Annotated in this window: 9 protein-coding genes; 8 read left to right on the forward strand and 1 reads right to left on the reverse strand. The window is 66.3% G+C overall.

Annotated features, from left to right (window positions below; genetic code table 11):
• Positions 1 to 45 precede the first annotated feature (45 nt).
• A complete protein-coding gene (locus IE88_RS0109635; protein ID WP_031553677.1) occupies positions 46 to 3081 on the reverse strand; it encodes a TonB-dependent receptor domain-containing protein in 3036 nt (1011 codons plus the stop codon).
• 590 nt (positions 3082 to 3671) lie between these two features.
• Between IE88_RS0109635 and IE88_RS0109640 the strand changes: the two genes are divergently transcribed.
• From IE88_RS0109640 to IE88_RS0109675, 8 genes are read left to right on the forward strand one after another with little or no spacing between them, the layout of a single operon-like run.
• A complete protein-coding gene (locus IE88_RS0109640) occupies positions 3672 to 4355 on the forward strand; it encodes an NADH-quinone oxidoreductase subunit J (protein WP_031553679.1) in 684 nt (227 codons plus the stop codon).
• Positions 4352 to 4657, forward strand: a complete 306-nt coding sequence (gene nuoK, locus IE88_RS0109645) for an NADH-quinone oxidoreductase subunit NuoK (RefSeq protein WP_031553682.1) — start codon at positions 4352 to 4354, stop codon at positions 4655 to 4657. The genes IE88_RS0109640 and nuoK overlap by 4 nt, the downstream gene beginning before the upstream one ends.
• A 5-nt stretch (positions 4658 to 4662) precedes the next feature.
• Positions 4663 to 6792, forward strand: a complete 2130-nt coding sequence (nuoL, locus tag IE88_RS0109650) for an NADH-quinone oxidoreductase subunit L (RefSeq protein ID WP_031553685.1) — start codon at positions 4663 to 4665, stop codon at positions 6790 to 6792.
• 10 nt (positions 6793 to 6802) lie between these two features.
• Entirely contained in the window at positions 6803 to 8407 is a 1605-nt protein-coding gene (locus IE88_RS0109655; protein WP_051881848.1) for an NADH-quinone oxidoreductase subunit M, read from the forward strand.
• Entirely contained in the window at positions 8404 to 9846 is a 1443-nt protein-coding gene (gene nuoN / locus IE88_RS0109660) for an NADH-quinone oxidoreductase subunit NuoN (protein ID WP_031553690.1), read from the forward strand. The genes IE88_RS0109655 and nuoN overlap by 4 nt, the downstream gene beginning before the upstream one ends.
• Before the next feature lies 1 nt (position 9847).
• Positions 9848 to 10585, forward strand: a complete 738-nt coding sequence (locus IE88_RS0109665) for a biotin--[acetyl-CoA-carboxylase] ligase (RefSeq protein WP_031553693.1) — start codon at positions 9848 to 9850, stop codon at positions 10583 to 10585.
• 43 nt (positions 10586 to 10628) lie between these two features.
• Positions 10629 to 11408, forward strand: coding sequence for a type III pantothenate kinase (locus IE88_RS0109670; protein WP_031553695.1), 780 nt, complete (start codon positions 10629 to 10631; stop codon positions 11406 to 11408).
• Between the two features lie 30 nt (positions 11409 to 11438).
• Complete coding sequence (locus tag IE88_RS0109675) at positions 11439 to 13106, forward strand: ribonuclease J (protein WP_031553697.1); 1668 nt, start codon at positions 11439 to 11441, stop codon at positions 13104 to 13106.

Genomic DNA, 13106 nt, shown 5'->3' on the forward strand with positions numbered 1-13106 from the left:
CCCCGAGGGGCGCCGTTTCCAGAAGTTTCGCCGATGGCGCGATCCTTAGAAGTCGATCGTGCCGCCGATGAAGATGTAGCGGCCCAGCGAGTCGTACACCGTCGGATAGGTGTTGCCGTTGCCGAGGCCCGCGCCGACGACGGAGCTCAGCGGCGGCTCCTTGTCGAACACGTTGTTCACGCCCGCCCGCAGGGTGGCCATCTCGGACAGCTCGTAGCGAGCGGAGACGTCGATGTAGTTCTGCGAGTCCAGCGTCTCGTTCACCGGCGCGAAGCTCGAGCCGAAGACCGCTTGCTGGCTTTCGTCGGACTGAACGACGTCCACCGCGTCATAGTAGCGCCATGCCGCCGTCAGGCCGAGATTGAGGCCCGTGTCCCAACGGAAGGACAGCTTGTGGCGCCATTCCGGGTTCGGCGTGCCGCAGGCGCCGCCATAGAGACCGACGCAGTCGTAACGCTGCTCTTCGAGGCCCGGCAGGGGCAGGGTCTCGAGCGATTCGACCCAGGTGCCGACGAAGTCCATCGTCACGTCGCCCTGCTCGGCGACGGGGAAGGTCCAGCGCGACAGGACGTCGATACCCGAGGTCGAGATCTCGCCCGTGTTCACGTCGGTCGCGGTGATGAAGCCGGTCGGGTTGGCGAACAGCGTGCCGCCGTCGCCCCGGTTGACCAGCCCGCAGAAGAACTCCGATCCGGTCTCGAGGCACTGCTGCAGCGAGAGGTTCGGCGACACCTGGTCGACGAAGTCTTCGACCTGGATGTCGAAATAGTCGACCGACAGGGAGAACCGATCCAGGAAGCCGGGCTCGATCACCGCACCGATGGTGAAGGTGTCCGAGGTCTCGGGCTGGAGGTCCGGGTTGCCGCCGATGAACTGGTTGAACTGGCCAGCCGGGTTGTCGGCGATGTTGCCGTACTGGTCCGCGGTCACGCCGGTCCGGGCGCACTGCTCGGGCGTGGCGGCCGGGTTGGAGGTGGCGCAGGGGTCGTAGCGGCCCTCATCGTCAGCGGTCAGGTCGAACAGGGCGACCTGCTGGTTGCTGAACAGCTCGAAGATGTTCGGCGCACGGACGGCACGCTGATAGCTGCCGCGGAACCGGATGTCGGCAGACGGCGCATAGTCGAAGCCGGCCTTGTAGGACTCGGTGTCGAAGGACGTGTCCCGGGTGCCTTCCGAGCTGTTGGTATAGCTGGAGTAGCGATAGGCCAGGTCGAGACCGAACTGGTCGATGAAGGGACGGTCCTGGATCAGCGGGACGTTCAGTTCGCCGAAGATCTCGTAGACGTCCTGCGCACCCTCGATCGGGAGCGTCGGGCCGCCCTGGCCGAAGCCGTCGCCCGAGATGTAGTTCGAGCTCGGCTCGCTCGACAGACGGTCGCGGCGGTATTCCACGCCGAGAGCGAAGGCCGCCGGAGCCGTTGCGAGAGGCGAGGTGAGGCCGACTTCGCCGAGTTCGCCGTTGATGAGCGCCTGGACCACGACCTGCTCGATCTGACCGTCGAGGATCAGGGGCTGCCCGATATAGCCGAGAGCGGCTTCGCTCGGGCCGGCGGGCGAGAAGATGTCGTAGGGCGCGCAGTTCGGATCGTCGTTGGCGACGTTGTCGTCGGCATTCACCGCGCAGACGATATCGCCGTCGTCATTCCTCACCGCGTTCAGAGCGCGCGAGACGTTCTGGATCGACAGCTCGTTGTTGTAGGTCTCGGCGCGGTGCACGTTGGCGTATTGGCCGGAGACGTCCCAGGCCAGGCCCGTGTCGCCGATATCGCCGCGCAGGCCGACGACGCCGCGATAGGTCGTGTGCCGCAGGTCGTTGTTCCGCGGACCGCCCTCGACGTTCCGGCGAAGGAAGATCACGCCTTCGGCCACGTCGCCGTCTTCGGCCGAGAGGCCTTGCGCCGTGCAGAGCACGTCGACGGCCTGGTCGGACAGGAAGGGGTTGTCGCAGTTGATGCCGCCGGACTGGCCCGCGACGCCGCCGCCGAACACGCCGGACGGCGCGATCTGGGCGTTGGTGCGGTTATCCATGAACATCAGTTCGGAGTAGAACTCGAGACCTTCGGCCAGCTCGTAATCCGCGAAGGCGCCGAACTGGTAGCGCTCGGACGGGCGGATGAAGAAGTTGAACGGGTTGAAGTTGAAGGTGTCGGTCGTGCCGTCATAGGCGACGATGTCGCCGGTCGTCTCGTCGAGCGCCGCGAGGCCGTTGGCGAAGGGCGCGCCGAAGCCGCCGCCGACATCGAGGAAGTTCGTGAACTGGTTCGTGGCCGAACCCGAGCAGGTGAACTCGTCGCCCGCCGCGCCGAAGGCGCACTGCGAGTAGTCGCGCGAATCCTGGCGGATCTCGTTCTGGTTCTGATAGCCGACATAGGCCGTGATGTGGCCCCGGCCGCCATCGATGTCGCCACCGAAGAGCGCGGTCACGTCGACGGCTTCACCGCCCCAGGTGCTTCCGTCCGGAACGCGGAACTGCGTCGGGTTGCCGGCAGCGAAATCGCTCAGCAGGCCCTGCAGCTCGTCATTGTCGTTCGTGTGCTGATAGGTCGACCAGTTGCCGTCGATGCGGAAACCTTCGAAGTCGTCGTTCAGGATGAAGTTGACGACGCCCGCGATGGCGTCCGAGCCGTAGGTCGCCGAAGCGCCGCCGGTCAGGACGTCGACGCGCTCGATCAGCTGGGCCGGAACGAAGTTCACGTCGGGCGCGGCGATCGTCGTCGAGCCGTAGGGCAGGCGGCGGCCGTTGACGAGGGTCAGCGTCCGGTTGGAGCCGAGGCCACGGAGGTTCAGCGAGGCCGTACCCGTCGCGCCGTTCGAGACCTGGACGGACTGCGCGCCGAAGGCCTGGGGCAGGGTGTTGACCACGTCCTCGACCCGCAGAACGCCGCGCTCATCGAATTCCTGCGCGCCGATCTCGGTGACGGGGCTGGTGCCCACGAGGTTCTGCGCGCGCTGAATGCGCGTGCCGGTGACGACGATCGTGTCCGATTCGTCGTCCTGCGCGAGTGCGGGCGCCGCCGCAGCCATCGCGCCCACGAAGATCGTGGACTGGAGCAGACGCCCCATGAATTTAGACTTGGCCATGAAGTCCTCCAATTGAATGAGGCGCCGGTCAGCACCTCTTCTCCCGTAACGGCCCGCTTCGGCCCCTGCCTGCCCTGTCGGATGGCGAAGACGAACGACGCGCGTTCGGCGGCACTATGTCCGGTGTGACAGAACGGTCAAGAAACCGACAGCTCCCGTTAAGAAACTCCGCGCTTTTGTGGCATATTTGGCACAAGGTTGCGGGCTCGGCCCGAGACTGGGACCAGTTTGGTTAAGCGAAAGTTTTCAGGGCTTCACACTGTCCGGAGGGGCGGGCAGGGGCGCCCGCTGCGGCATAATGCGCCGCCCGCCGCTCCCGACCGGCGCCTGCCGGACGGAGGGCGGGAGCGCGCGCAAGCTGCGGCGGGCGGCATTCCGATTCCGGAAGGCGGCGCGGCGGCACCCGCCTCCGCGCCCTTGCGGCGCAGGGGGCGCGAAATGCCTGCGATGCGGCCGAAATGCGGAAAGAAGGATGAGGCGAGCTTGGCTCGCGGCCTTTCCCCGCCCGGCCAATTGGGCTAACCGGCCCGAAATTCGAAGCGGCGCAGCACGCTCAGCGTGGCTGCCGACTAGCCAAAAGTGTTGCTTTCATGGGGTTTGTCGAACTCGCCTTCAACGTGTTCGCGGTGGTCACCATCGCCTGCGGCCTCGGGGTGATCCTGTCCAAGAACCCGGTTCACTCGGTTCTGTTCCTGATCCTCGCCTTCATCTCGACGGCCGGGCTCTTCGTGCTGCTGGGCGCGGAGTATCTCGCCTTCCTTCTGGTCGTCGTCTATGTCGGCGCGGTCGCGGTGCTCTTCCTCTTCGTCGTCATGATGCTCGACGTCGACTTCGCCGAGCTCCGATCGGGCTATGCCCGCTATCTGCCCTTCGGCATCCTTGTGGGCGTCGTCCTGATGGTGGAGATCGGCTTCGTCGTCGCCGCCTGGAACATTCCCGAGGAGGCGCTGGCCGTTCGCCAGGCGCCGATCGTGCAGGACGTGGTCGCGGTCGCGCCGGGCCCCGACGGCATCGTCGATACCGGCGATGAAGCGGCCGTCGCGCTGGCGCCGAACAATGCCGAGCAGCTCGGAATGGTGCTCTACACCCGCTATGTGCACTTCTTCCAGATCGCGGGCCTCATCCTGCTGGTCGCGATGATCGGCGCCATCATCCTGACCTTCCGCGAGCGGCGCGGGGTCAAGCATCAGCACGTCGGCAGGCAGGTGGCGCGCACCCGCGCCGAAGCGGTGGAGGTCGTCTCGGTACCCAAGGGCAAGGGGATTCAGCTGTGATCGGACTTGGTCAGTATCTTCTCGTCGGAGGGCTGCTCTTCGCCATCGGCGCGGCGGGCATCTTCCTGAACCGCAAGAACGTCATCGTCATCCTGATGTCGATCGAGCTCATGCTGCTCGCGGTGAACATCAATTTCGTCGCCTTCTCGATCTATCTGGGTGACCTCGTCGGCCAGGTCTTCGCCTTCATGGTGCTGACCGTGGCCGCGGCGGAGGCCGCGATCGGTCTCGCCATCCTCGTCACCTTCTTCCGGAACCGCGGCGACATCTCGGTCGAGACCGCGAACACGATGCGGAACTAGTCCCGATGCAAGTGCTCATCGTCCTCCTGCCGCTTCTCGGCGCGCTCCTCGCAATGCCGCTCGGCCGCGGCAGCGCGCGCACCGCCGAGATCGTCACGACAGGCCTCGTCTTCCTCGCCGCCCTCCTCGCATGGTGGACCTTCTTCGCCGTCGGATTCGGCGATTCGGAAAGGACGATCCGCCTGTTCACCTGGATCGCCGTCGGCGACCTGACCGCCGACTGGGCGGTCCGCGTCGATGCGCTGTCGGCGACCATGATGATCGTGGTCACGACCGTCTCCTCGCTCGTGCACCTCTATTCGATCGGCTATATGAGCGAGGATCCTTCGCGGCCGCGCTTCTTCGCCTATCTGTCGCTCTTCACCTTCGCCATGCTGATGCTGGTGACGGCGGACAACCTCTTGCAGCTCTTCTTCGGCTGGGAGGGCGTGGGCCTTGCGAGCTATCTCCTGATCGGCTTCTGGCACCACAAGTCGAGCGCGAATGACGCGTCGATCAAGGCCTTCGTGATGAACCGCGTCGGCGATGTGGGCCTGGCCCTCGGCATCATGGCCTGCTTCCTCGTCTTCCGTTCGGTCGAGTTCGACGTGATCCTCGAGACCGTGCGCGCCGGCGGCCTGGTCCAGCCCTATGGCGCCGCCGCGCCGATCGCGCTGCCCGATCTCCAGATCCAGTTCCTCGACCGGACCTATGCCGCCGTCGAGATCATCGGGGTGCTTCTCTTCATCGGCGCGATGGGCAAGTCCGCGCAGTTCCTGCTGCATACCTGGCTGCCCGACGCGATGGAGGGGCCGACGCCGGTCTCCGCGCTCATCCATGCGGCGACCATGGTCACGGCGGGTGTCTTCCTCGTCTGCCGCATGTCGGACCTCTACGCCGTCGCGCCTGGCGCCTCGGCGCTGATCACCGTGATCGGCGCGACGACCGCGATCTATGCGGCGACGGTCGGCCTGGTGCAGCCCGACATCAAGCGGGTCATCGCCTATTCGACGGCGAGCCAGCTCGGCTACATGTTCTTCGCGGCGGGCGTGGGCGGCTATGGCGCCGCGATGTTCCACCTGACGACCCACGCCTTCTTCAAGGCGCTGCTCTTCCTCGGCGCCGGCGCGGTGATCCATTTCAGCCACCACGAGCAGGACATGCGCTTCATGGGCGGCCTGCGGCAGCAGATGCCGATCACCTTCCTGATGATGCTTCTGGGCACGCTGGCGATCACCGGCGTTGGCATTCCGATGGTCACGCTGTTCGGCGCGCCCTTCGGCTTTGCGGGCTTCGTGTCGAAGGACATGATCATCGAGAGCGCCTTCGCCGCATCCGAAGCGGGGCAGAGCTTCGCGATCTACGCCTTCGTCATCGGCCTTCTGGCCGCGACCCTGACCGCTTTCTATTCCTGGCGCCTGATCTTCCTGACATTCGGCGGGAAATGGCGAGCGCCCGAGGAAGTCCGCCGGCATCCGCACGGCGTGCCCAGCACGATGATCGTTGCCATGCTGCCGCTCGCGGTGGGCGCGGTCCTGGCCGGCATGCTCTTCTACAAGCCCTTCGTGGGCGACGGCGCGGCCGGCTTCTGGGAGCAGGCGATCCACGTGCCGGGCGCCCATGCCGGCGAACAGCACGGCCTCGAAGCCGAGGCCCATGCCGAGCCGGTCCCGCATGGCGAGGAGAGCCTGGCCGAAGCCGCGCGCGAAGCGGATCACGGCGATGCCATCTTGGGCGAGGCGGAGGCGGCGGCCGATCATGGCGGGCACCACTTCCCCGCCTGGGTCCTGTGGGCGCCCTTCATCGCCATGGTCCTCGGCACCATCGCGGCATGGTTCCAGTACAGCCGCGGCGACGATCCGCTGCGCCCGGGCCTCATCGGGGAGGGCGGCATGCTCTACGGCTTCCTGCGGAACCGCTGGTATATCGACGACCTCTACCGCAACGCCTTCCTCAAGCCGGCGCGTCTGATCGGCCGCTTCCTGTGGAAGCGCGGGGACGAGGCGACCATCGACCGGTTCGGCCCGAACGGCCTCTCCGCATTGACGGGCGCCAGCGCCCGCGGGGCGGTGCGTGGCCAGAGCGGCTACGTCTTCCACTACGCCTTCGTCATGCTGATCGGCGTGACGATCCTTCTCCTGATCATTCTCCTCTAGAGCGCGCACCGTGATTCCAGAGTCCTATTCCGACGTCCCCTGGCTGACGCTGATCACCTTCCTGCCGCTCGTGGGGGCTCTCCTCATCGTGCTGCGGCGGGCGACCAGCCGCGAGGACGAGCAGCACCTCGTCGATCAGGCCGCGCGCCTCGTTGCGCTCTGGTCGACGGGCATCGTCTTCGTCTTCACGATGGGGATCTACTTCTTCCTCTACGACAAGGACGCCGCGGGCTTCCAGCTGGTCGAGCGGGTCGGCTGGCTCGGCTACGGCATCGACTACAAGATGGGCGTGGACGGCATCTCGGTGCTGTTCGTCGTGCTGACCGCCTTCATCATGCCGGTCTGCATCCTGGCCTCGTGGAACTCGATCAAGCACCGCGTCGCGGACTACATGATCAGCTTCCTCGTGCTCGAGACGATGATCATGGGCGTCTTCTGCGCGCTCGACCTCGTTCTCTTCTATGTCTTCTTCGAAGGCTCGCTGATCCCGATGTTCCTGATCATCGGCGTCTGGGGCTCGAAGGGCGAGCGTGAGCTGTTCGGCCGGACGATCCCCAACCGCGTCTATGCCGCCTTCAAGTTCTTCCTCTACACGCTGCTCGGCTCGCTCTTCCTGCTGATCGCGCTCGTCTACATGTATCTCGAGGTCGGCACGACGGACATCGTGGCGCTCCTGCAATACGACTTCGCGCGCGAGGCGCAGACCTGGCTCTGGCTCGCCTTCTTCGCGAGCTTCGCGGTCAAGATGCCGATGTGGCCGGTCCATACCTGGCTTCCCGACGCGCACGTCCAGGCGCCGACCGCCGGGTCGATCGTGCTGGCGGCGATCCTTCTGAAGATGGGCGGCTACGGCTTCGTGCGGTTCAGCCTGCCCATGTTCCCCGAGGCGTCGGTCGACTTCGCGCCGCTGGTCTACACGCTGTCGGTCATCGCGATCATCTACACTTCGCTCGTGGCCTTCGCGCAGGAGGACATGAAGAAGCTCATCGCCTATTCCTCCGTGGCGCATATGGGCTTCGTGACGATGGGCCTGTTCACCGGCACGCAACAGGGCATCGACGGCGCCATGTTCCAGATGCTCAGCCACGGCTTCATCTCGGGCGCGCTCTTCCTGTGCGTCGGCATCGTCTATGACCGCATGCACACGCGCGAGATCGCGGCCTATGGCGGCCTCGTCACGCGGATGAAATGGTACGCCTTCTTCTTCCTCTTCTTCACCATGGGGAATATCGGCCTGCCGGGCATCTCCGGCTTCGTCGGCGAGATCCTGCCGCTGATCGGCACCTTCCGCGTCAACACCTGGGTGGCGGCGCTCGCGACGCTCGGCATGATCCTCTCGGCGGGTTACGGCCTGCGCCTCTACCGCGAAGTCGTCTTCGGCGAGGTGCGGCACGAGCCGGTCAAGAGCCTGGCCGACGTGACGCGGCGCGAAGGCGGCCTCCTCGCCATCCTCGCGGCGCTCGCCCTCTATCTCGGCATCAACCCGACGCCGACGCTGAACGTGTTCAGCACCGGCACCGACTATGTGCTCACGCGCCTTCAGCCCGTCACCGATCTCGCTGAAAGCACGACGAGCGCCGACCAGATCCACATCGAGCCGGAGGCGCATCAGTGACGCTCCTCGACAACCTCTCCCTGCTGCTGCCCGAGCTGTTCCTGTCGCTCGCGGCGATGGCGCTCCTGCTGACCGGCGTGTTCTGGCGCGGCGATCGCGTGGCGCAGATCACCTATGCCGCCGCCGGCTGCCTCGTCCTGGCCGTGCTGCTGAGCCTGTTCGGCCAGGATGAGGGCAGCATCTACCTGTTCGGCGGCGCCTTCGTGAATGACGCGCTGGCGCGGATCTCCAAGATCTTCATCTTCCTCGCCGCGCTGATCGCGCTGCTCATGTCCACGCGCTTCATGCTGCGCGAGAAGCTAGGGCGCCCGGAATATCCGGTGCTGATCCTGCTCTCCTGCGTCGGCATGGGCCTCATGGTCTCCGCCAACGACCTGATCAGCCTCTATCTCGGTGTCGAGCTGCAATCCCTGTCGGTCTACATCATGGCCGCCTTCAACCGCGACTCGCGCCGCTCGACCGAGGCGGGCCTGAAATATTTCGTGCTCGGCGCGCTGAGCTCCGGCCTGCTGCTCTATGGCGCGTCGCTCGTCTACGGCTTCGCGGGCTCGACCAATTTCCAAGCCATCGCGCTGGTCGCGGCCGATGTCGAAAATCCCGTCGGCCTGACCTTCGGCCTCGTCTTCCTGATCTCAGGGCTCGCCTTCAAGGTCTCCGCCGCGCCGTTCCACATGTGGACGCCCGACGTCTATGAAGGCTCGCCCACGCCGGTGACGGCCTTCTTCGCCGCCGCGCCCAAGCTCGCGGGCATGGTCCTGTTCGGCCGCGTCCTGATCGAGGCCTTCCCGACGCTGTTCGATCAGTGGCAGCCCATCATCTGGCTGCTCGCCGCGGCCTCCATGATCGTCGGCGCCCTGTCCGCGCTGGTGCAGACCAACATCAAGCGGCTGATGGCCTATTCCTCGATCGGCCATGTCGGCTATGCACTGATGGGCCTTGCGGCAGGCACGGAAGGCGGCCTCGCCGCGCTGGTGATCTATCTGATCATCTATCTCGTGATGACGCTCGGCACCTTCGCCTGCATCCTGTCCATGCGCCGCTCCGAAGGCATGGCGGAGAACATCTCGGACCTCGCCGGCCTCAGCCAGACCCAGCGCGGCCTCGCCTGGGCCTTCACCTTCCTGTTCATCTCGCTTGCCGGGATTCCGATCTTCATCGGCTTCTTCGCCAAGTTCTTCGTCTTCATGGCGGCGGTCGAGGCGGACCTCTACATCCTCGCGGCGGTGGGCGTGATCACCTCGGTGATCGCCACCTACTACTATCTGTCGGTCATCCGGACGATCTGGTTCGAGGAGCCTGCGGTCGGTTTCGTGCGGGAGCCGAGCTCCGCCGTGTCCTTCACCGCGATCGGCGCCGCGATCATCACGGTCTTCGGCATCATCTTCGCGATCGAGCCGCTGCGGGCCGTGGCTGCCGCGGCGGCGGCGCCGCTCTTCTGATTTGGAGACGGCGTGCGTCCACCTCCCGGAGGTCGATTCGACCAGCAAGGAGGTCCGCCGCCGCTTCGATGCCGGCGAGGACGGCCCGCTCTGGGTCCGGGCCGACCGGCAGAGCGCGGGCTATGGCCGCAGGGGGCGCAGCTGGCAGAGCCCGGAGGGCAATCTTGCCGCGACGCTCCTTCTTCCCCTGAAGGGCAGGCTCGGGCCCGAGGACCCTGCGGGCTACGGCTTCGCCGCCGCGCTCGCCATCGCGGACGCGGCGAGAGCCTGCGGCGTGCCGCCGACGGCCGTGACGCTGAAATGGCCGAACGACGTGCTGCTCGAGGGCGGCAAGCTGGCGGGCCTCCTGATCGAATTGCTGGAGTGGGAGGGCGGCCTCGCGCTCGCCCTCGGCATGGGCGTCAATCTGGCTTCCGCGCCTGCCATCGCCGCCTATCCGACCAGCGCCATCGCCGCCTATGCGCCCGCCCCGGCGCCGGAGCGCTTCCTGACGCTTCTGGACGGGGCCTTCTTCTCCCGGCTCGAAAGCTGGAAGAGCGACGGCTTCCCGGCGCTGCGCGATGCCTGGCTCGCCCGCGCGCAAGGGATCGGCGACCGGATCGAAGTGCGGCTGCCGAAGGCCACGCTGACCGGGATCTTCGAGGGCCTCGCCCCGGACGGCACGCTCCGCCTCCGCCAGGGGGAAGAGACGGTGATCGTGACCGCCGGCGACGTGTTCTTTCCCGGTCAGGGCGGCTAACAGGCAGCGAGGCCGATGCGCGGCCCGTGCAATAGGGGGTAGGATGCTGCTCGCCATCGATGTCGGCAACACCAACACCGTCTTCGCGCTGGTCGAAGACGGGGTGACGGTCGCGCAGTGGCGCGCCTCGACCTCGGCGCGCCGCACGGCCGACGAATATGCCGTCTGGCTTCGCCAGCTCATGGACCTCGACGGCGGGCGGAGCCTCGGGGAGGTGACGTCCTGCATCATCGCGACCGTCGTGCCGCAGGCCCTGTTCAACCTGCGCAACCTGTCCCGCCGCTACCTGAACGCCGAGCCCATGATCGTCGGTCCCGACATTCCCGGGGTGCCGGTGCGCATCGACCGCCCCTCCGAGGCGGGCGCCGACCGCCTGGTCGGCGCGGTGGGCGGCTTCGTCACCTATGGCGGGCCGCTGATCGTGGTGGATTCGGGCACGGCGACCACGTTCGACATCGTCGGCGCCGATGGCGGCTTCGAGGGCGGCGTGATCTCGCCCGGCATCAATCTCTCGGTCCAGGCCCTGCACACGGCGGCGGCCCGGCTGCCGCGCATCGCGATCGAGCGGCCGGACAAGGTCATCGGCACCGACACGGTCGGCGCCATGCAGGCGGGCGTGTTCTGGGGCTATGTCAGCTTGATCGAGGGGCTGATCGACCGCATCTCAACCGAATACGGCGCGCCCATGACAGTGGTCGCAACGGGCGGCGTCTCGTCGCTGTTCAAGGACGCGACCGACAAGATTCATCATTTCGACCCCGACCTGACCATTCGGGGCCTGACCGAAATTGCCCGCCGGCTCGAGGCGGAACGTCAACGATAACAGGCGCACGAGGCGCCGGAACGGACATCTATGGAGAATGAACTCGTCTTCCTGCCCCTGGGCGGATCCGGCGAAATCGGGATGAACATGAACCTCTTCGGGATCGGTCCTGCCGACGCCCGCAAGTGGATCATCGTCGATACCGGCGTCACCTTCGGGGGCGACGACACCCCCGGCATCGACCTCATAACACCGGACCACAACTACCTGCTCGACGAGCTCGACGAGGGCGCGGACCTGCTCGGCATGGTCCTCACCCACGGCCACGAGGACCATATCGGCGCCGTCGCCCATCTGTGGCCGGATCTGGAATGCGACATCTACGCGACGCCGTTCACGGCCGAGCTCGTGCGCCGCAAGTTCAAGGAAGTCGGCATCGACGACGCGCCGATCAGGATCGTGGACCTGCAGGCGCGCTTCGAACTCGGTCCCTTCGATCTCGAATTCATCACGCTGACCCACTCCATTCCCGAGCCGAACGCCATCGCGATCAGGACGGAGTTCGGCACGCTGCTGCACACGGGCGACTGGAAGCTCGACCCGCGGCCGGTGCTGGGCTCGAAGACCGACGCCGAGGCACTGAGCGAGCTGGGCGAGGAGGGCGTCCTCGCCATGATCTGCGACTCGACCAATGTCCTGTCCGAAGGCCGGTCGGGTTCGGAAAGCGACGTCGCCGACACGCTCCAGCAGATCGTGTCCGAGCAGAAGGGCAGGGTGGCGGTGACCACCTTCGCCTCCAACGTCTCCCGCCTCGTCTCGGTCTGCAGGGCGGCGATGGCGGCGGACCGCTCTGTCTGCCTTCTGGGCCGCTCCATGCTGCGCATGATCGACGTCGCGCGGATGGTGGACCTGCTTCCCGAAGGCGTCAGCTTCGTCGATCCGAAAGAGGCGGGCTACCTGCCCAAGGACAAGATCCTCTATCTCTGCACCGGCAGCCAGGGCGAGGAGCGCGCGGCGCTGGCCCGAATCGCGCGGGACGATCATCCCGACCTCGTCCTCTCGGACGGCGACACGGTCATCTTCAGCTCGAAGATCATTCCCGGCAATGAGCGCGGCATCTACGAGCTGATGAATCAGCTCACCGATCTCGGCGTCTCCATCATCACCGAGGAAGACGCGTTCGTTCACGTCTCCGGCCACCCCTGCCGCGACGAGCTGCGCGACATGTATTCCTGGGTGAAGCCGCGCTATGCGATCCCCGTTCACGGCGAGGCGCGGCACCTGCGCGAACATGCCGATCTCGCCAAAAGCCTCGGCGTCGAAGAGACGCTGGTGCCGCGCAATGGCGACCTGATCCGCATCGCGCCCGGCGATCTTCGCCGCATCGACGAAGTGCCTTCGGGCCGCATCATGATCGACGGCAAGATCCTTCTGCCCCAGGGCGACGGCGTGATCCGCGCGCGCAGGCAGCTCGCGGCCGAGGGGGTCATCGTCGTCGCCCTCGCCGTCGGAGCCAAGAACGCGCTTCTCGATGGGCCGAAGCTCTTCCTCAAGGGCGTGCCGAAGGACGACAATGACGGCGACATCCTGCGCGAGGTCATCGAGGAAGCGGTGGAGGATGCGCTGGGCAGCATGTCCAAGAACAAGCTCGGTGACGACCGCGATATCGAAAACGCCCTGCGGCGGGCGATCCGGGCAGAGCTGGCGCCGCGCTGGGGAAAGCGCTGCGATATCGCCGTGCTGGTCAACAGGGCCTGA

This window comes from Parvularcula oceani (assembly GCF_000733125.1).
Lineage (GTDB): Bacteria > Pseudomonadota > Alphaproteobacteria > Caulobacterales > Parvularculaceae > Parvularcula > Parvularcula oceani.

Excerpts from the sequence above, each read along its gene's own strand:
- IE88_RS0109635 (WP_031553677.1), bottom strand. The coding sequence starts at position 3,081 with ATGGCCAAGTCTAAATTCATGGGGCGTCTGCTCCAGTCCACGATCTTC.
- IE88_RS0109640 (WP_031553679.1), top strand. The coding sequence starts at position 3,672 with ATGGGGTTTGTCGAACTCGCCTTCAACGTGTTCGCGGTGGTCACCATC.
- nuoL (WP_031553685.1), top strand. The coding sequence starts at position 4,663 with ATGCAAGTGCTCATCGTCCTCCTGCCGCTTCTCGGCGCGCTCCTCGCA.
- IE88_RS0109670 (WP_031553695.1), top strand. The coding sequence starts at position 10,629 with ATGCTGCTCGCCATCGATGTCGGCAACACCAACACCGTCTTCGCGCTG.
- IE88_RS0109675 (WP_031553697.1), top strand. The coding sequence starts at position 11,439 with ATGGAGAATGAACTCGTCTTCCTGCCCCTGGGCGGATCCGGCGAAATC.